Here is a 17,966-nt window from a genome sequence, read left to right as displayed (position 1 = left end):
GGCTTTGGAGAAGGCGGCTTATCGCCTCGCGGCTTTGGGCAAGGGCGCGCTCTGCACCCGCATCCATGGTGACTTCCATCTCGGCCAGGTGCTGGTCGTGCAGAACGACGCCTTCATCGTCGATTTCGAGGGTGAGCCTGCGCGGCCGACTGAACAGCGGCGCCTGAAGTCGAGCGGGCTGCGCGATGCCGCCGGGATCCTGCGGAGCTTCGACTATGCCGCCGCCGCCGCTGCCCTCAGCCGTGCCGCCCTGGCGCCGCAAGCGGCGGAACGCCATGCCGCGCTGCTGGAGCATTTCCGCGCTCGTGCGGCCAAGACTTTCCTCGACGCCTATCGCATGGCATTGGAAACCTCCGAGCGGCCCTGGGTGCCGATCGAGGCGGAGGATCCGCTGCTTGACCTGTTCCTCATGGAAAAGGCTGCCTACGAGATCCGTTACGAGGCTGCGAACCGGCCCAACTGGCTGCGGATTCCGTTGCGCGGCCTCAAGGGCATTGCCGAACGCGTGCTGAGTGTCGGGGTAGTCGCATGAATGGTTATAGCGGAAGTATCGGGCTTCCCGATCCAGGAGCGATCGACGCCATTGTTCACGCGCGGCATGGCGATCCGTTCTCGGTGCTTGGGCCACATGCGGTCGCGGGCGGCATCGCCGTGCGTTGCTTCATCCCGGACGCGACTTCGGTTGAGGTGCTGGCGCGCGACGGCAGGCAAGTTCTGGCGCGGCTGAGCCAAATCGATCCAGCCGGCTTCTGGTGCGGTCTGCTGCCGACGCCGGTTCCCTACTATCTGCGGATCACCGCACGCGACGTGGTGCGGGAGACTGAGGATCCCTATTCCTTCCCGCCCACGCTGACGGATTTCGACATCTATCTGCTGGCGGAAGGTCGCCACCGGGAAATCGGCCAGGCGCTCGGCGCGCATCTCGCGGAGATCGACGGCGTGCGCGGCGTGCGTTTCGCAGTCTGGGCGCCGAATGCTCGGCGTGTGTCCGTCGTCGGCAGCTTCAACCGCTGGGATGGCCGCCGCTACCCCATGCGGAATCATGTCAGCGCGGGCGTATGGGATATCTTCATCCCCCGCCTTGGCGCCGGCGCCACCTATAAATACGAGCTGCTTGGACCCGACGGCGGCCTGCTTCCGCTAAAGGCCGACCCAGTGGCCGCTTTGGCCGAGCCGCCCCCGGCCACGGCCTCCGTCATCGTCGATGAGCGGCTGCGCTGGACCGACCAGGACTGGTTCAAGCGCCGTGCGGAAAGCGTCGCCACGAACGCGCCGATCTCCGTCTACGAGGTTCATGCCGCGTCCTGGCTGCAGGAGGAGGAGCAGGGCGAGAACGGCTGGATGATGCTTGCGGAGAAGCTGGTGCCTTATGTCAGTGGCATGGGCTTCACTCATATCGAGCTGATGCCGATCATGGAGCATCCCTTCGGCGGCAGCTGGGGCTACCAGCCGCTCGGCCAATTCGCGCCGCAGGCACGCCTCGGGCCGCCGCAAGGCTTCGCCTGGCTCGTCGATCGCTGCCATGCGGCCGGCATCGGCGTCATTCTGGACTGGGTGCCCGCGCATTTTCCGACCGACGCGCATGGCCTGGCCCGCTTCGACGGCACGCCGCTGTACGAACACGGCAATCCGCTGGAGGGATTCCACCAGGACTGGAACACCTACATCTACAATCTCGGCCGCAACGAGGTGCGCGGCTTCCTGATCGGCAGCGCGCTGCATTGGCTGGAGCACTACCATGTCGATGGCATCCGCGTGGATGCCGTGGCCTCGATGCTCTATCGGGACTACAGCCGCAAACAGGGTGAGTGGGTGCCGAATATCTACGGCGGCCGCGAAAACCTCGAGGCGGTGTCCTTCCTCCAGGAACTCAGCCGCGAGATGAAGTCGCGCTGCCCCGGCTCGGTCCTAATCGCCGAGGAAAGCACCGCCTGGCCGGGCGTCTCACGGCCCGCCGACGAGGGCGGGCTCGGCTTCGACTACAAGTGGAACATGGGCTGGATGCACGACACCCTCCATTACATGGAGGAGGACTCGATCAATCGCCGCTGGCACCACGACAGCATGACCTTCGGGCTGGTCTATGCCTTCTCCGAGAAATTCGTGCTGCCTCTGTCGCATGACGAGGTGGTCTACGGAAAGGGTTCGCTGATCGGGAAGATGCCGGGGGACCGGTGGCAGAAATTCGCCAATCTGCGCGCCTATTTCGGCTTCATGTGGACCCATCCCGGCAAGAAGCTGCTCTTCATGGGCGGTGAGATCGCCCAGGAGCGCGAGTGGAACCACGACCGTTCGCTCGACTGGGGTTTGCTCGACGATCCGGCCCATGCCGGCGTCCAGTCGCTGGTGCGCGACCTCAACGCGCTCTACCGCGAGCAGCCCGCACTCCATCGCCACGACTGCGATCCCGAGGGCTTCCGCTGGGTGGTGATGGATGACCGCGAACAGAGCGTCTTCGCCTATCTGCGACAGGGCGATCTCGGGGATAAGCCGGTGATCGCGATCTGTAACTTCACTCCGCTGCCGCGCGAATTCTACCGATTGGGCGCGCCGGTCGCGGGTGTCTGGCGCGAAGCCCTCAACAGCGATGCCGGCATCTATGGCGGGTCGAACATGGGCAATGGCGGTTTCGTTCGGGCCGAGGATGCGCCCCACGGCGACTGGCCCGCATCCCTCACCGTGACCATACCGCCGCTCGCAACGCTGATCTTGGTCGCGGAGTAAAACTACTCCGTTGGCACTCGCCTCGCCTGCCAGCGTCATGCTCGGCCGCGGGCGGTCCCGTCCTTGCCGAGCACGACAATGCGACCAATCGAGGGGTCCATATCTTCCGATGAGGAGGGAAGTTGAAGAGGATCTCGTCCACGAGCAGACGTCGGCCTCTATGCAACGTAGTACTCTCGGTGCCTCCTAACTCTTTCGCATAAGCCTGATGAAGAACTTGAGAGGAATATTTCACGAGCGTATTGGTGCGGTAAATAATTCGGGAGGACCTCATGGGTTCCGATATGTCGCGCCGTGTCATTGCCGAATTCTTCGGCACGTTTTGGCTGGTTCTCGGAGGGTGCGGAGCAGCGGTGCTGGCTGCGGCCTATCCGGGCCTAGGTATCGGCTTCGTCGGTGTCGCCTTTGCTTTCGGGCTTACAGTGCTCACCATGGCCTATGCCGTCGGCCATATTTCCGGCGGCCACTTCAACCCCGCCGTCACCCTCGGGCTCTGGGCTTCCGGCCGCTGCGCCAACAAGCATGTGGTGCCCTATGTCGTCGCCCAGGTGCTCGCGGGAATTCTGGCGGCGGCGGTGCTGTATATCATCGCATCCGGCAAGCCAGGCTGGGTTCCGGGCGGCTTCGCCTCGAACGGCTATGGCGATCTCAGCCCCGGCAAGTATTCGCTCGGCGCTTGCTTCCTCACTGAATTTCTTATGACGTTTTTCTTTCTCTTCATCATCATCGGCACGACTTCCAAAGGCGCGGCAACGGGCTTCGCCGGAATCCCGATCGGTCTTGGCCTGACCTTGATCCATCTGGTGTCCATTCCGGTGACCAATACTTCGGTCAATCCGGCGCGCAGCACCGGTCCGGCGCTCTTCGCGGGGGGCGCTGCCATCGACCAGCTCTGGCTGTTCTGGCTCGCGCCGATCGCCGGCGCAATCGTAGCGGGGCTGCTTGCTCGCTGGATGTATGAGCACAACACAATCGTGGATACCGTCGTGGTGGAAGAACGCCTCGTCAGCTGATCATCAAGGGCGGAGTTCAGGCGAACTCCGCCCGCTGACCACACGCCCGCTTGCCATACTGATTGTATCTTCCAGACGGAGGCGATACCGTTCCCTCTCATCGGCAATGATAAGCCGGAATAAATGTCGCCGGCCGGTATGGCCGGCTCATAATGGGAGGCGACTAGATGCTGAGAAAATTAGCGGTCATTGCTTGCACTGCATTTCTTTCGGTGGCGATTCCCGGCGCCTCCCAGGCCAAGACATTCTACTGGATCTCCCACGGCTCACCGGCTGACCCGGTCTGGACCTATTTCCTCGCCGGTGCGGAGCAATGGGCGAAGGACACGGGCAATACCGTCAAGACGTCCTTTCACAATGGCGATGTCGCGGCCCAGCAGGAAGCCGAGCGTGCCGCCATCGCTGCCAAGGCGGACGGCATCGTAACGAGCAGCCCGGATCCCGGCAGCCTCGTGCAGATCGCGAAGGAAGCGAATGCGGCTCATATCCCGATCATCAACTTCAATACGCCAGACCCCACCGCGAGCTTCGACGCCTATGTCGGTGGCGACAATGTGACTTTCGGCAAGCGCTGGGCCCAATATCTCGTTGATCATCACCTCATCAAAGCTGGCGATTTCGTCTGGATGCCGGTCGAGGTTCCCGGCGCCACCTATGGCGTGCAGGAGGAGCAGGGCGCCGCGAGTGTGCTCAAACCGCTCGGCATTACCTGGGAAGTGACGGATTCGACGCTTGATCAGGCCGAGATCATCAGCCGCATGTCCGACTACCTCACCGCCAATCATAAGAAGATCAAGGCGATCATCGGCCTCGGCGATCTGGTGAATGGCAGCATCAAGCGCGTCTTCGATCAGGTCGGCATCAAACCCGGCGAAATCCCAGTCATCGGCTGGGGCGACTCACTGGATACGACGCAGGAAGTGCTCGACGGCTATGTTGTCGCGGCACAGTGGCAGGATCCGCAGGCGACCAGCTATGTGGCGCTCTCTCTCGCCGCGATGGCATCCAGCGGCATCCGTCCGGGCTTCAATATCATCACGGGCGCGCTATACGACAAAACCAACGCTGATATTTACAGCAAGATCCTCTCCGCCAAGTGAGTGTGAGGGGCGATCGCATCGTCGCGCGAACGCCCCTTTTCTTGACGATGGCCGCGCCCTTATCCGGCGCGGCCTCCTCCTTCATTCCAAGAGGATCGCGGATCTCACGTGGAAAATAGCCTTGTCCGACGCCTGATCGCCAAGCCCGAGCTTGGACCGCTGATCCTCCTCATCGTCGAGATCGCCGTATTCGGATCGATCAATGACGACTTCCTCTCGCCCCTCAACATCAGCAATACGCTGGCTTTCACCGTCGAACTCGGCCTCATCGCCTTGGCGATGACCTTGCTGATGACCTCGGGAGAATTCGACCTTTCGGTGGGCTCGCTGTTTGGCTTTTCTCCAGTGCTGATGTGGACGCTGCGCAATAGTGGTGCCACATCCCTGGAAGTCGCCTTCGTCATTTCGATGCTGGTCGCGGCGTTTGTCGGCCTCGTCAACGGCTGGTTCGTGACGAGGCTAAAAATCCCGTCCTTCCTCGTGACGCTCGGCATGCTTCTGGTGGTGCGCGGAACGGCCCTGTTCATGACCGACGGTTTTCCGCAGCGCACCTGGAGTGCGGGCGGTAGCTGGCTCGCTCAGGCGCTGGCGGGTGAGTTCTATATCGGCTCATTCCGCGTCTATATGTCGGTGTTCTGGTTCGTCGGCGCGGCCCTTCTGCTCGGCTATGTGCTGACGCAGACGAAGATCGGCAACTGGATCCAGGCGGCCGGAGGCAATGCGAATGCCGCCCGCGCGCGCGGCGTGAATGTCGATCGGACAAAGGTCGGCCTGTTCATTCTTTGCTCGCTCATGGCCTCGCTCGCCGGAATCATAAGCTCCATCCGCACCTCGGCTGCCAACCCCAATAGCGGTACCGGCTATGAGCTTGAGGTGATTGCGATGGTCGTCATCGGCGGCACCGCTTTGACCGGCGGACGCGGCACGATTATCGGCACGGTTCTGGGTGTGCTGATCCTGCGCGTCATGCGGAACGGCATCGTCTTTGTCGGCGTGCCCGGACTGGCCTACAACATCTTCATCGGTGCGATTATACTTGGCATGATGGCGCTGCATTCCGGCCTCGAACGCCGCCACAACGCGGGAACCTAGGCGATGGCCGAACCACTCATCCGCATGTCGCATGTCAGCAAGTCCTATGGCCGCGTGCAGGCGCTCACCGATGCGACCCTGACGGTCGGCGAGAGCGAAATTGTCGGCTTGCTGGGCGATAATGGCGCGGGCAAATCGACGCTCATCAAGGTGCTGTCTGGTGCCGTGCCGCTGACGAGCGGCGAGATTTTCGTCCGTGGCCGCAAGGTCGATATCAAGAGCACGACGGACGCTATCGCGCTCGGGATCGAGACGATCTACCAGGATTCCGCTCTGGTCACGCAGCTTTCCATCGCGCGCAATCTGTTCCTCGGCCGCGAGCCACTGAAGGGACCGCGTTTCCTCAACCGGATGGATCACGGCGCCATGGAGACTGTGGCGCGCGAGCTGCTGAAACAGGTGGGTATCAGCAAGGACATTCCGCCCAGCACGCCCATCGGCTCCCTGTCCGGTGGCGAGCGGCAAGCGGTCGCCATTGCACGCGCGATGCATTTCGACAGCGACCTCATCATCCTGGATGAGCCGACCAACAATCTAGGCGTCGCTGAAACCCAGGGCGTGCTGCGCTTCGTGCGAGGCGCGCGGGACTCGGGACACTCCTGCATTTTCATTGCCCACAACATCCACCATGTGTTTCAGGTGGTCGACCGGATCGTGGTCATGCGACGCGGCAAGGTGGTGGCCGAGGATATCGATCCGAAGCGCAGCAGTGTCGAGGAAGTCGAGAGCGTCATCACGGGCATGTCCGACTACGTTGGCTAGCGCAGCCAAGATGCTCGCCGAGACACCAGGCGGCAGCGCGATCGCGATCATCGGGGCGGGCAGCATCGGGGTGGCTTTCGCCATCGTTTTCGCGCGCGCGGGTTTTTCCGCAAGGCTTCAGGATCCTGACTCCGCGCGACGTGAAGCGGCGCCCGGCGAGATCACGCAGCGGCTTCGCGACCTCGAAACCTACGCTCTCATCGCCGAAACGCCGGACGAGATTCTTGCCAGGGTCACGATTGTCCCGAGCGTTGAGGAGGCCGTCGCGGACGCGGCTCTGGTGCAGGAATGCGCGCCCGAGCGGCTCGACCTCAAGCGCGAGCTTTTCGCCACTCTCGATCGTGTCGCCCCCGCCGAGGCAATTCTGGCGAGCTCGACTTCGGCTTTGCAGCCCTCGTCATTCGCCGAGGAATTGCCGGGCCGGGCGCGTTGCCTCGTCGGTCATCCGGGCAATCCGCCTTACCTCATTCCGGTCATCGAAGTCGTGCCGGCGCCTTTTACGAGCGAGGCGGCAACTGCGCGCTGCGGCGAAATTTACCGTGCTGCCGGACTTTCGCCGGTCCGGCTACGCAAGGAAATCGAGGGATTCGTCTTCAACCGCCTGCAAGGCGCGCTGCTACGCGAAGCATACTGCCTGGTGCGGGATGGTGTCGTGTCGGTCGACGAAATCGACCAGGTGGTGAGGGATGGGCCCGGCCGGCGATGGTCGGTGATCGGGCCTTTCGAAACAGCCGATCTCAATACACGCGGCGGAATTGCCGCTCATGCGGCCAAGATAGGCCCGGCCTATGAGCGCATGGGCGCGGAGCGCGGCCAGCACGATCCCTGGACGCCCGAATTGGTCAGGCAAGTCGAGAAAGCGCGCCGCGCTCTGTTGCCGCTCGACCAATGGGAAGATCGTGTGGCCTGGCGGGACCGGATGATGATGAAGGCGCTTTCCGCTCGCCTTGAACAGCCGGAAAAATAGCCGTCTTGGGTCGAAGGCTAACTCTACCCTTGCCGCGCAAAATTAGTTAAGCTTGCTCCCATTGCAATTTAAATTTCGTCCTCAATAAAGGCGGAAGACTAATTTGACCGAGTTCTGCAGAGACCAGACTGGGCGAATCTGCCCGGATTTTCTTGGATGAGCGGAATGGCTTTGCCTTCCGCAACTGGCGTCACGACGAAGGTCACCGTCGCTTCGGGCAACGACAATCTCTTCGCGACCTGGCAATCCGCCTTCACGCGGGCCGCCTCGGCCGCCTCCGGTTTCGTGAGCCTGGAGATTATCCCCGCCTTCGCGGGTTCGCCGGATTGGCATGTCATCCAGCGTTTTCGCTCGGCCGAAATGCTCGAGCTTTGGCGAAAATCCGCCCAGCGCATCAGCCTGCTCGCCGACCTCGCCCGCATGCAGGGTTCGGCCAAGGCCGAGCCGCAGGAAGAAGTGGCTCCCGACTTTCATTCGCTGTCCTGCGTCACCGAAGTCATCACCTCTGTCGTCGAACCAGGAAAAGAAGGATCCTTCCAGGCCTGGGCCGAGAGCGTCCAGGCAAAGCAAGCGATTTTCCCGGGCTATATGGGAACGCTGGTACAGGCGCCTTTGTCGGCGGAAGTGCCGTATTGGACGACGCTTGTCCGCTACTCCACGCCCGCTCAGCTCGAGGCCTGGCTTAGCTCAACCGAGAGAAAGGCCCTTCTCCAGACTGCCGATCCGCTCGTCTCTCACTGGAAAAGTCAGAGGATGGCGAGTCCTTTCGGTGGCTGGTTCCCCAGCGAGCCGGACCGGGCGCCGGCGCCAGCCTGGAAACAAACGACGCTGGTTCTGCTCGTGCTGTTTCCGGTGGTGATGCTGGAAATTCGTTTCCTCAGCCCGTTTCTGCGCGGCCAGCATGTCGCGATCGCGACTTTCATCGGCAATGCGATCAGTGTTTCCCTGGTGTCCTGGCCGTTGATGAATATTGCGGTGAAATTCCTGGGCTGGTGGCTGCAGCCGAACCCGGCGCGGCGCTGGCTCATAGAGGTCATGGGTGTCTGCACATTGCTCGCGCTGTACGCAGCGGAAGTGCTGATCTTCATGCTGCTGTACTAGGGCAAATAAGAAGATCTCCTATGTGCGGCGCGTCCTGAAAATCCAATCGGAAAGGTAGTCCATGACCGAAGACGACAGAAAATTCATGACACGAGCCATCGAACTCTCCGAGCAAACAGCATTGATCGACAGTGCCGGCGGTGTGTTCGGCTGCGTCATCGTGCAGGACGGCAAGATTCTCGCCGAGGGCCGCAACCGCGTCGTCGCGGAAAACGATCCGACCTGGCATGGCGAGATCGAGGCGATCCGCAATGCCTGTAAGAAAGAGGGCAATTTCAAGCTGCGCGACGCGACGCTCTATACCAGCGCCGAGCCCTGTCCGATGTGCGCGGCGGCCGCCTATTGGGCCGGCATCAAAAACATCTACTTCGCCTCGACCAATGCCGATGCGCTGAAATATGGCGATTTCGATGACAGCATGATCTTCTCGGAGCTGAAAAAGCCGGCGACCGAGCGCTCCATCCCGAGCCAGCAGATTATGCAAGCCGAGGCCGTCGAGGTCTGGAAGAAATACAAGAACAAGGCCGACCGCGTTCCCTACTGAGCCTCGAAGCTCCGGCCTTCCCTTGGCGCAACGTCAAGCCAGGAAGGCCGGATCCTCGCGTTCGAGGATGCGCTTGACGCTTTCGAGGTGGAGACGCGCGCTCTCGCCTTGACCTACGGCGATTTGGGTGGCGACACGGCTTGCGATCTCGTCCGGGATCGGCAGCAAGGGGCGGCCGGAACTCATCGCCAGAAGCTGCGCCTGTGCGGCCCGCTCAAGGTAGTAGAGGTCATCCCAAGCCTCGGCGATCGACGCGCCGAGCACCATCACGCCATGGTTTTTCATGAAGACAATATTGGCGTCGCCGACAGAAGCGGCGATGCGATCCCCCTCCGCCTCGTCCAAGGCGAGGCCATTGTATTTCTCATCGACCGCGACACGCCCGTAGAATTTCAGCGACGACTGGCCTGCCCAAACGAATGGCGGCCCCTCGATCATCGATAGCGCGGTCGCATAGGGCATATGGGTATGAAACGCCGCCCGGGCCTGCGGCTTGTGCTTGTGCAGGCGCGCGTGGATGTAAAACGCCGTCGCCTCGGGCACGCCGTCGCCTTCCAGGACATTGCCCTCCCAATCGCAGACGAGCAGGCTCGACGCGGTTACTTCCGCGAAGGAGAGGCCATAGGGATTGACCAGGAACAAATCGGGATGGCCCGGCACAACGGCCGAGAAGTGGTTGCAGATCCCCTCCTGAAGCCCAAGCCGCGCCGCCATACGAAAACACGCCGCGAGATCCCCTCGCGCCAACGCGACGGCCTTGGCATCCCGCCAGGAATTGCGCAGCAGCGGTTTCGCTGTCGCTTCAGGCGACGCCAGCTCACGAGCCATGACCGAACTCCCAGCTAGAACTTTGCGGCACAAGTGAAGCCCATGCACATCGGCGAGCCAAGGGGGAGGGGCACAGGCGTGCCGGTCGCCGGCTGCACCAGACCGAAGTGGAACAGCCCTTCAATGGCAATGCGCGGTGCGTCTATCGTCTTGGCTAGAAACCGAAAGGAACGCAGATGGCGAAGCGCATGGGCATGTGCATTGGGCTGAACGCGGAAAAAATCGCGGAATACAAGCGGTTGCACGCCGATGTCTGGCCGGGGGTGCTGGCGCGGATCTCCGCCAGCAATATCCGCAACTATTCGATCTTCCTGCGGGAGCCTGAGAACCTGCTCTTTGCCTATTGGGAATATCTTGGCACGGATTTCGGCGCGGACATGGCGGCGATGGCGGCGGATCCGATCACGCAGAAATGGTGGGAGATCTGCATCCCTTGCCAGCGCCCGCTTCCCACCCGTGCCGAGGGCGAGTGGTGGGCCAGCATGGAGGAGGTATTCCATCTCGATTGATGAGGGTCACCACCACCTCGCTGAGCGGCGGCGGAACTCGGCTTCTGGTATTGCCGCTGCTCGGCCAAAGTGATGAGACGTGAGGGGGGCGGGTCGCCCGGCGAGCCGCCGGACAGGTAAAATCGCTCTCCACGATCCAAAAGATTTACTAGCGCTCCATATTATCCGGAATGACTACCACGCTTGGCGGATCGTACATCAGCTTTACGGGCAAATTCCGGTCTTTGACGGGTCTTCTTCCTCCAGGTTGGTAGCTATTCGCGGGCCGCGCTTGGTATCCTCGGCTTTGACGGAGGGCTGTTCCCGAACGCTGCGGCTACTAGGGCAAAGCCTAGACTTGGTCGTCGTTGACGGGTGAGTCCCGCGTGAAGACGGGAGGGTAAGGCATGGCGCAAAGGCTTGGCGCGGATGACTCGACGGACGTGAAGTGCGGCGGCTGTCACGCCGTCTATGCGAGGCGACTGATGGGACCCGCCGATGGTACCGAGCATTCGATCAAATGCGCTGTATGCGGTACGCAGCTTGAACAGTGCGGTTCCAGTTCGCTGTTGACCTTCGCTTTCGCCAAACGCGAGGGCTAACCAACAAGACATCTTCGGCACCGCGGCGTGAGCACGTGGCAAGCTGCTTGAGGATGCGATATGCCTTGGCCCGTCGAGGCAACCAGACGGCGGATCGTCGCGCGGCCAAGGATGCAACCATTGATCGAGCGCTATAGCGACCATTCTGCGAATGAGCGGACCTTCCTGGCCTGGGTTCGCACATCAATCGCCGTCATGGCCTTCGGCTTCCTGGTCGAGAAGTTCGATCTGTTCCTGGAAATCATGACGGGCGTGAATGGCGCCTGGAAACCGGGGATTCTCGGTCAGGTGGTCGGCAATGTCGCGGGGCTGCTGCTGATTTTGCTTGGCGGCACGATGATCGTCCTGTCCTTGATCCGCTTTCGCCGCGTTGCCCTCAATATCGACGCCGTTGACATACGCCCCGGTAGCGGCGGCCGCATGGACACGGCGCTCGTGAGTCTGCTCGTCCTCCTCGGCGCGACCCTGTTCGTCTACCTGTCCTACACCGTGATCAGCAGAGTTTAGGGCTGGCGCATGATGCGGTCGTGTCTCGCCGGGTTGCTGTTAGTCGCGGCCTGTTGCGCTGCGCCAATGCTGCGGGCTGAGGCACAGCCAGCGGAAATCATCATCCTTCGCCACGCCGAGAAGGCCGACAACTTCCGTCTCTGTCCGGCTGGCACCCAGCGGTCACTTGCCTTGGTGAAGCAATATCTCGGCCGCGATGCGCGAGATTCGCTCTTCCCGGCCAGCCAACCTCCGGCGGCATTTTTCGCGGTCTCCCTGCACACGCTGGAAACGGCAACGCCCGCCGCGACAAGCTGGGGACTTCCGCTCATCACCTATTCCGTGCTTCCAGCCTCCCCGGAGGACTTTGCGCTCGCTCTCAATCAGGCGACCCGGCGAGCGGCGCATGACGTGCTGACCAACCCGCGTTGGACCGGGAAGACGATCGTGATGGTCTGGGAGCATGACCACATCGCCCATTCCAACCTCAAAACACGCTTCCCCGGCGAGCCGGTGATGTTGCGCCAGCTGCTCCACCTCGACCGCCTGCCAGGCGTGCCGAAGGACTGGTGGGGGTCGAACTACGATTACTTCTGGATCGTGCGTTACGACCGGCCGGGATCCGACAGTCCGACCAGCTTTCGCATGGTGCGGCAGGACTTCGTGCCGGGACAACCGGCTCTAGCCGCCAACGCATGGGGCGCGCCCAGACTATCCGGCACGGCGCCCGGCTGCGAGCGATAGGCTTGTTGTTGCAAAGGAGGATGGTGCCCAGGGGAGGAATTGAACCACCGACACTGCAATTTTCAGTCGCATGCTCTACCAACTGAGCTACCTGGGCACAGGTCCGCGGGGCGTGGGTAGCGCAGCCACGGAACCGGATCAAGGGGGCGGCGATCAGGCCGGCGTGAGATAGCGCGCGTGGAGATGAGCCTGGAAGTCGGTGGGGTCGAGCGGCTTGCCCGTCGCGGCCCGCAGCAGGTCGTTGAAGCCCAGCAGATTGCCGCGTCCATGAACCTCCCGCCGCACCCAGCCGAGCAATGGCGCCATGTTGCCATGCGCGATGGCGTCATCGATATCCGGCAAATTCCGCCGGATCGCCGCCATGATCTGCGCGGCGCCCATCGCGCCCATCGTGTAGCTCGGGAAATAGCCGAAGGCGCCGTCGTACCAGTGGATGTCCTGCAAACAGCCACGTCGGTCATCGGGCGGCGTGAGGCCGAGCAGCGCGCGGAAACCCTCGTTCCAGGCGCCGGGTAGATCCGACACGGAGAGGTCGCCGGCAATCAGTGCTCGCTCCAGCCGGAAGCGCAGGATGACATGGGCCGGATAGGTCAGCTCGTCGGCCTCCACCCGGATGAACCCGCGCTCCAGCCGGCCCAGCAGGCGCGACAGGTTGCGCGCGGTGAAGGCCGGCTGATTGCCAAAGGCCGCCTGAAGCTGCGGCGCGAGCCAGGACAGATAGGCATCGCCGCAGCAAACCTGCTTCTCCATCAGCAGCGACTGGGTTTCGTGCACGCCCATGCCGGCATCCTCACCGACCGGCTGGCGCCGGTGCGCGGCGGGTTGCCCGGCGGAATAGAGCGCGTGGCCGGTCTCGTGCATCACGCCCATGAGGCCCTGGAGGCAGCCGGTCTCGTCGTAGCGCGAGGTTATGCGGATATCGGTTGGCGTGCCGCCGCTGAAGGGATGCGCCGAGCGGTCGAGCCGGGCATGGGCATAATCGAGTCCTGCCGAAGCGGAGAGGTGACGGCACAGCGTCTCCTGCCCGGCGATCGGAAAGGGACCCACTGGCACCAGCGGCGGCCGCTCCGCCACATCGCGCGCCAATTGCAGCTCCTCCGCGAGGGGAAGGGCCTCGGCCAGGAACGCCTCGTAGGCGGCGAAGACAGGTTCGACGTCGGCTGAGCCTATGCCGCGCTGGAAGCCGTCCATCAGCGCGTCATAGGGCGCGAGGCCGAGCGCCTCGCCGAGCGCCGTCGCTGACTCGCGATACAGCCGCACCACCTCGGTCAATGCCGGAGCCACCAGGGCGAAATTCGATTCGGGGCGCGCCTGCCGCCACAGCATCTCGCAGGCGGCGCCCGCCCGTGCCTTTGCCTCCACCAGATCGGCGGGAAGCGCGATGGCGCGTAGGTGCTGGTGGCGCATGAGGCGCAGGTTGGCCGCCGACCAAATGTCATCCGGCGGCGTGTCCACCGCAGCGGCAAGATCATCCGCCATGACGTCCGCCGTCATCAATTCATGCGCGAGGCCGGAGAGCACCGCGAGCTGGTCGCCACGGGCGGCGCCTCCTCCGGGCGGCATCATGACCGAGGAGTCCCAGGTCAGCACGGCATTCGCTTCCTGCAACGTGGCGATCCTGGCGAAACGGGCGGTGAGGCGGTCATAGGCGGCACGGGCGGTCGTCGTCATGGGCGCAGCACCTTGTAGGTCCAGTAGCTGAATTGAATGAGCAACACGCCGGCAAGGCCGAACCAGGTCAGCGCGTATTGCAGGTGGTCGTTCGGGGGTCGCGGCAGGCTCGTCGCTGGCTGAGGCCAGCCGCGTGGGGGTGGCTGGCCCATGGCGACTAACACAAAGGGCGCGAGGTCAGGATGGCCGAGTTCCTTGCCGATCAGGGCTGGATTGAGAAGGTAGAAGCGGCGGCCCGCTACGTCGTCATCGGGCGTAAACGCATTGGCGCTCTGCGGCGCCTGGGCAAAGCCCGTGACGGTCAGGCTAGGCGGCAGATCGGCATGCGCGAGGGAACCGTCCGGCATCCAGCCAAGATCGACGAGAACCGGCTGCCCCGTCGGCGGCCGCAGGATCGCGATGAGGTCGCCACCTTCGACCGTCGAGGCGCCAACATCCCGCACGTCCTGCGCGAACAGCGCGGCGGAGCCGGGAACGACAGTGCCGGTGAGGAAAACCTTTTCGAAAGGCGAAGGCGTGGCTGGCACCGGCACCGGTGGCGCGCGTTCGGCAGCGGCGATGGTGGCGAGGATGCGTTCCTTCCAGGCCAGCCGGTCGATCTGCCAGGCGCCGAGCCCCATCAGTATCGCGAAGACCGGTCCGCAGAGCAGCGCGAAACCGGCGATGCGCAGTGCCGGCGAACGAGGCGGGCCGGATCGCGGCGCCGCCTTGGGAAGCGCAGTGACGGTTAGGCGATTGCCTTCAGGCAACGGTGACCTTGCTGGCGCCCCAGAGATAAACGCAGACGAACAGGAACAGCCACACCACGTCAACGAAATGCCAATACCAGGCGGCAGCCTCGAAGCCGAAATGGCGCTGCGGCGTGAACTGCCCGGCTTTCGCACGGAACCAGCAGACGATGAGGAAGATGGTGCCGACGATCACATGGAAACCGTGGAAACCGGTCGCCAGGAAGAAGACCGAAGGGAAGATGCCGCCGCCGGAAAAATGGAAAGGCGCGTGGCTGTATTCGATCGCCTGACAGCCGGTGAAGCTGAGGCCGAGCAGGATCGTCGCGGCAAGCCCGATGGTGAGCGACTTGCGGTCATTCTCGATCAGCGCGTGATGCGCCCAGGTGACGGTCGTGCCGGACAGCAGCAGGATCATCGTGTTGAGGAAGGGCAGGCTGAAGGGGTCGAAGGTGTGAATGCCTTCGGGCGGCCAGATCGCATGGGTGCTTCCGGCGACCCGCTCCGGGAAGAGCGCGAAGTTGAAGAAAGCCCAGAAGAAGGCGACGAAGAACATTACCTCCGAGGAGATGAACAGCGTCATGCCGTAGCGCACGCTGATGAGGTCAAAGGCGCTGTGCCAGGTTGGATGCTCGCTCTCGGCGACGACCTTGCGCCACCAGAAGAACATGATGGACAGCACCGAGAGAACGGCGAGCACCAGCAGGATGTAACTGCCGTAATGGGCGGCGAAGATGATCCCCATCAGCACGAACATGGCGCTGAAGGCCATGAGCACGGGGAAGAAGCTATGCGGCACGAAGAAATAGGGATTCTTGATCCCGGATGGTTCGACCGTCATCGCCGCGTGGTCGGTTTCGCTGCTCATTCCCTCAAGCCTCTCTCAGCGCCGCCGCCCGCGGCATGTCTACTCGATCCACGATAAGCCGTAGTGCGAAAGCTTGACCATGGCGATCGCATAAAACAGCAGGCAAAACAGCACCAGCATCGCGCCGATCGCCCAATTCACGCGCTTCCGCCGGCGGTCGAAGGCCTGGCGCGGCGTCGCCGCCGGAACCTCAGCCACAACGGATTTGGTCAAGCGATCAGCCGGCATAGCGCGAGCGCCGCGAAGAGCAGCGCCAGGTAAAGCAGCGAATACCGGAAAGCGCGCCGAGCCGGACGGTTATCGGTCAGGCTCGCGCCACCCGCGCCTTGCCCGTCCCGCAGAACCAGCACCGCATAGCCGATGAAGATCAGGCTCAGCACGGTCGCGATCACGAGATAGGGCAGGCCGACGAAACCAACAATCCAGGGCGACGCCGCCACCGGCAAAAGCACGAGCGTATAGGCGAGGATATGCCAGCGCGTGCTGCGCGGGCCGGAGACCACCGGCAGCATGGGCACGCCCGCCCGCTCGTAGTCGCCGCTTGCATAGAGCGACAGCGACCAGAAATGCGGTGGCGTCCAGAAAAAGATGATGGCGAACATGAGTAGCGGCACGAGGTCGATGGTGCCCGTCACCGCCGCCCAGCCGATAACCGGCGGGAAGGCTCCGGCCGCGCCGCCGATGACGATGTTCTGCGGCGTCCGCCGCTTCAGCCACATCGTATAGATGAACACATAGAAGCCGATCGAACCGGCCAGCACGCCCGCCGCCACCAGATTGGTCGCGATCGCCATCATCAGGACGGAGGCGCAAGCGAGGAAAATGCCGAAGCCCAGCGCCGATGCCGGGTCCATCCGCCCAGCCGGTATCGGCCGGTTGGCGGTACGGCGCATCACCGCGTCGATATCGCGGTCGTACCACATGTTGATGGCGCCCGCCGCGCCCGCGCCGACCGCGATGCAGAGGATGGCCGTGATCGCCAGCACCGGGTTGAGATGCCCCGGCGCGAGCACCAGGCCGATGACCCCGGTGAACACGACAAGGCTCATCACGCGCGGCTTGAGCAGCGCGATCCAGTCCTCCAATTCGGCGCCGGCCGGGAAGGCGCTTGCTTGAAGCGCCGCCTCGGCCGGACCCGCCAATCGCTTGTCGATCATGCTGGCCATCAGTTGAAGCGCGGTAGCTCCTCCGTGAAGGTATGGGCCGGCGGCGGGGAGGGCACGTGCCATTCCAGCGTCGTCGCACCCTCGCCCCAGTAGTTCGCGGGCAGGTGTTGCTTCGAGGTAAAGGTCTTGTAGACGACGTAGAAGAAGACCAGCACGCCAGCGCCCGAGATGAAGGCGCCGATCGAGGCGACGAAGTTCCAGCCCCAGAAAGCGTCAGGATAGTCGGGGTAGCGTCGCGGCATGCCGGCGAGGCCGAGGAAGTGCATCGGGAAAAAGGTCAGGTTCACGCCGATGAAGGTGAGCCAGAAATGCACCTTGCCCCAGAATTCGGGGTAGGGGTGCCCGGTCATCTTGCCGATCCAGTAGTAGAAGCCGGCGAAGATCGCGAAGACCGCGCCCAGCGACAGCACGTAATGGAAATGGGCGATGATGTAGTAGGTGTTGTGCAGGATCTGGTCGACGCTGGCATTGGCCAGGATCACGCCCGTCACACCGCCCACCGTGAACAGGAAGATGAAGCCGATCGCCCACAGCATAGGCGTGTCGAATTCGATGGCGCCGCCCCACATCGTCGCGATCCAGGAGAAGATCTTGATGCCCGTCGGCACCGCGATCACCAGCGTCGCGGCCATGAAGTAAGCGCGGCTATCGACCGAGATGCCCGAGATGAACATGTGGTGCGCCCAGACCACGAAGCCGACCACGCCGATGGCGATCATCGCATAGACCATGCCGAGATAGCCGAAGACCGGCTTCTTGGAGAAGGTGCTGACGACGTGGCTGATGATCCCGAAGGCAGGCAGGATCATGATGTAGACCTCGGGATGCCCGAAGAACCAGAACAGATGCTGGAACAGCACCGGGTCGCCGCCGCCTGCCGGCTCAAAGAAGGCCGTGCCGAAGTTGCGGTCGGTGATCTCCATCGTCACGCCACCGGCGAGCACCGGCAATGCCAGCACCAGCAGGAAGGCGGTCACGAGCTGCGCCCAGACGAACAGCGGCATCTTGTGCAACGTCATGCCCGGCGCGCGCATGTTGAGGATGGTGGTGATGAAGTTGATGGCGCCCAGGATGGACGAAAC

General features: G+C 63.0%; 18 protein-coding genes, 1 tRNA gene and 1 pseudogene. 12 read left to right on the top strand and 8 right to left on the bottom strand.

Features of this window, described 5'->3' with window-relative positions; genetic code table 11:
* The 9 genes and pseudogenes from GSQ83_RS15945 to GSQ83_RS15905 form a co-directional block, all read left to right on the top strand.
* Window positions 1-532 (top strand): annotated as a pseudogene (locus tag GSQ83_RS15945) (alpha-amylase); the annotation flags it as partial.
* Complete coding sequence (glgB, locus tag GSQ83_RS15940; RefSeq protein WP_158803869.1) at window positions 529-2,724, top strand: 1,4-alpha-glucan branching protein GlgB; 2,196 nt, start codon at window positions 529-531, stop codon at window positions 2,722-2,724. The pseudogene GSQ83_RS15945 and the gene glgB, both read left to right, overlap by 4 nt.
* 272 nt (window positions 2,725-2,996) lie before the next feature.
* Complete coding sequence (aqpZ, locus tag GSQ83_RS15935; RefSeq protein WP_158803868.1) at window positions 2,997-3,737, top strand: aquaporin Z; 741 nt, start codon at window positions 2,997-2,999, stop codon at window positions 3,735-3,737.
* Between the two features lie 167 nt (window positions 3,738-3,904).
* Entirely contained in the window at window positions 3,905-4,837 is a 933-nt protein-coding gene (locus tag GSQ83_RS15930) for a substrate-binding domain-containing protein (RefSeq protein WP_158803867.1), read from the top strand.
* 108 nt (window positions 4,838-4,945) lie between these two features.
* The gene (locus GSQ83_RS15925; RefSeq protein ID WP_158803866.1) at window positions 4,946-5,929 is read left to right on the top strand and encodes an ABC transporter permease; all 984 of its coding nucleotides are present in this window, start codon (window positions 4,946-4,948) and stop codon (window positions 5,927-5,929) included.
* Window positions 5,930-5,932: 3 nt separating this feature from the next.
* Complete coding sequence (locus GSQ83_RS15920; RefSeq protein ID WP_158803865.1) at window positions 5,933-6,691, top strand: ATP-binding cassette domain-containing protein; 759 nt, start codon at window positions 5,933-5,935, stop codon at window positions 6,689-6,691.
* Between the two features lie 10 nt (window positions 6,692-6,701).
* A complete protein-coding gene (locus tag GSQ83_RS15915) occupies window positions 6,702-7,658 on the top strand; it encodes a 3-hydroxyacyl-CoA dehydrogenase (RefSeq protein WP_158803864.1) in 957 nt (318 codons plus the stop codon).
* A 165-nt stretch (window positions 7,659-7,823) separates the two neighbouring features.
* Window positions 7,824-8,759, top strand: coding sequence for an antibiotic biosynthesis monooxygenase (locus GSQ83_RS15910; protein WP_158804191.1), 936 nt, complete (start codon window positions 7,824-7,826; stop codon window positions 8,757-8,759).
* Between the two features lie 61 nt (window positions 8,760-8,820).
* Window positions 8,821-9,303 carry a nucleoside deaminase gene (locus GSQ83_RS15905; protein WP_158803863.1) on the top strand — a complete coding sequence of 161 codons (483 nt, stop codon included), beginning with the start codon at window positions 8,821-8,823 and terminating at the stop codon, window positions 9,301-9,303.
* A 33-nt stretch (window positions 9,304-9,336) separates the two neighbouring features.
* Here the strand turns inward: GSQ83_RS15905 and GSQ83_RS15900 are convergent, their stop codons facing one another.
* Window positions 9,337-10,131 (bottom strand): aldolase, encoded by a 795-nt coding sequence (locus tag GSQ83_RS15900; RefSeq protein ID WP_158803862.1) that lies wholly within the window; start codon window positions 10,129-10,131, stop codon window positions 9,337-9,339.
* Between the two features lie 176 nt (window positions 10,132-10,307).
* Between GSQ83_RS15900 and GSQ83_RS15895 the strand changes: the two genes are divergently transcribed.
* The 3 genes from GSQ83_RS15895 (at window position 10,308) to GSQ83_RS15885 (ending at window position 12,451) form a co-directional block, all read left to right on the top strand.
* Window positions 10,308-10,640, top strand: coding sequence for an L-rhamnose mutarotase (locus GSQ83_RS15895; RefSeq protein WP_158803861.1), 333 nt, complete (start codon window positions 10,308-10,310; stop codon window positions 10,638-10,640).
* Window positions 10,641-11,341: 701 nt separating this feature from the next.
* Entirely contained in the window at window positions 11,342-11,728 is a 387-nt protein-coding gene (locus GSQ83_RS15890; protein ID WP_216850231.1) for a YidH family protein, read from the top strand.
* A 9-nt stretch (window positions 11,729-11,737) separates the two neighbouring features.
* Window positions 11,738-12,451 carry a histidine phosphatase family protein gene (locus GSQ83_RS15885; protein ID WP_158803859.1) on the top strand — a complete coding sequence of 238 codons (714 nt, stop codon included), beginning with the start codon at window positions 11,738-11,740 and terminating at the stop codon, window positions 12,449-12,451.
* 21 nt (window positions 12,452-12,472) lie between these two features.
* On the opposite strand, the gene GSQ83_RS15880 is transcribed toward GSQ83_RS15885, so the two are convergent.
* From GSQ83_RS15880 to GSQ83_RS15850, 7 genes are all read right to left on the bottom strand, one after another.
* A tRNA-Phe gene (locus GSQ83_RS15880) sits at window positions 12,473-12,548 on the bottom strand.
* A 56-nt stretch (window positions 12,549-12,604) separates the two neighbouring features.
* On the bottom strand, window positions 12,605-14,122 hold the full coding sequence (locus GSQ83_RS15875) for a carboxypeptidase M32 (protein ID WP_158803858.1): 1,518 nt from the start codon (window positions 14,120-14,122) through the stop codon (window positions 12,605-12,607).
* Entirely contained in the window at window positions 14,119-14,871 is a 753-nt protein-coding gene (locus GSQ83_RS15870) for an SURF1 family protein (RefSeq protein ID WP_158803857.1), read from the bottom strand. Before GSQ83_RS15870 ends, GSQ83_RS15875 begins: the two co-directional genes overlap by 4 nt.
* Window positions 14,864-15,718: a cytochrome c oxidase subunit 3 gene (locus tag GSQ83_RS15865; RefSeq protein ID WP_158803856.1), complete on the bottom strand. Its 855-nt coding sequence runs from the start codon at window positions 15,716-15,718 to the stop codon at window positions 14,864-14,866. Before GSQ83_RS15865 ends, GSQ83_RS15870 begins: the two co-directional genes overlap by 8 nt.
* 39 nt (window positions 15,719-15,757) lie before the next feature.
* Window positions 15,758-15,931, bottom strand: a complete 174-nt coding sequence (locus GSQ83_RS15860; protein ID WP_158803855.1) for a hypothetical protein — start codon at window positions 15,929-15,931, stop codon at window positions 15,758-15,760.
* A complete protein-coding gene (gene cyoE / locus GSQ83_RS15855) occupies window positions 15,928-16,884 on the bottom strand; it encodes a heme o synthase (RefSeq protein ID WP_158803854.1) in 957 nt (318 codons plus the stop codon). The genes GSQ83_RS15860 and cyoE overlap by 4 nt, the downstream gene beginning before the upstream one ends.
* Window positions 16,884-17,966: cbb3-type cytochrome c oxidase subunit I (locus GSQ83_RS15850; protein WP_158803853.1), on the bottom strand; the 1,083-nt coding region annotated here is incomplete at its 5' end. The genes GSQ83_RS15850 and cyoE, both read right to left, overlap by 1 nt.

Origin of the sequence: Acidisoma sp. L85, from assembly GCF_009765865.1 — a bacterium.
Lineage (GTDB): Bacteria > Pseudomonadota > Alphaproteobacteria > Acetobacterales > Acetobacteraceae > Acidisoma.
The sequence above is the reverse complement of the archived record's forward strand: the minus strand, read 5'-3'. Positions and strand labels throughout refer to the sequence as shown.

Bases quoted from the DNA above. Each gene is read 5' to 3' on its own strand.
- aqpZ (WP_158803868.1), top strand. From the start codon at position 2,997: ATGGGTTCCGATATGTCGCGCCGTGTCATTGCCGAATTCTTCGGCACG.
- GSQ83_RS15865 (WP_158803856.1), bottom strand. From the start codon at position 15,718: ATGAGCAGCGAAACCGACCACGCGGCGATGACGGTCGAACCATCCGGG.
- GSQ83_RS15905 (WP_158803863.1), top strand. From the start codon at position 8,821: ATGACCGAAGACGACAGAAAATTCATGACACGAGCCATCGAACTCTCC.
- GSQ83_RS15910 (WP_158804191.1), top strand. From the start codon at position 7,824: ATGGCTTTGCCTTCCGCAACTGGCGTCACGACGAAGGTCACCGTCGCT.
- glgB (WP_158803869.1), top strand. From the start codon at position 529: ATGAATGGTTATAGCGGAAGTATCGGGCTTCCCGATCCAGGAGCGATC.
- GSQ83_RS15920 (WP_158803865.1), top strand. From the start codon at position 5,933: ATGGCCGAACCACTCATCCGCATGTCGCATGTCAGCAAGTCCTATGGC.
- cyoE (WP_158803854.1), bottom strand. From the start codon at position 16,884: ATGGCCAGCATGATCGACAAGCGATTGGCGGGTCCGGCCGAGGCGGCG.
- GSQ83_RS15930 (WP_158803867.1), top strand. From the start codon at position 3,905: ATGCTGAGAAAATTAGCGGTCATTGCTTGCACTGCATTTCTTTCGGTG.
- GSQ83_RS15895 (WP_158803861.1), top strand. From the start codon at position 10,308: ATGGCGAAGCGCATGGGCATGTGCATTGGGCTGAACGCGGAAAAAATC.
- GSQ83_RS15875 (WP_158803858.1), bottom strand. From the start codon at position 14,122: ATGACGACGACCGCCCGTGCCGCCTATGACCGCCTCACCGCCCGTTTC.
- GSQ83_RS15900 (WP_158803862.1), bottom strand. From the start codon at position 10,131: ATGGCTCGTGAGCTGGCGTCGCCTGAAGCGACAGCGAAACCGCTGCTG.
- GSQ83_RS15885 (WP_158803859.1), top strand. From the start codon at position 11,738: ATGATGCGGTCGTGTCTCGCCGGGTTGCTGTTAGTCGCGGCCTGTTGC.
- GSQ83_RS15915 (WP_158803864.1), top strand. From the start codon at position 6,702: ATGCTCGCCGAGACACCAGGCGGCAGCGCGATCGCGATCATCGGGGCG.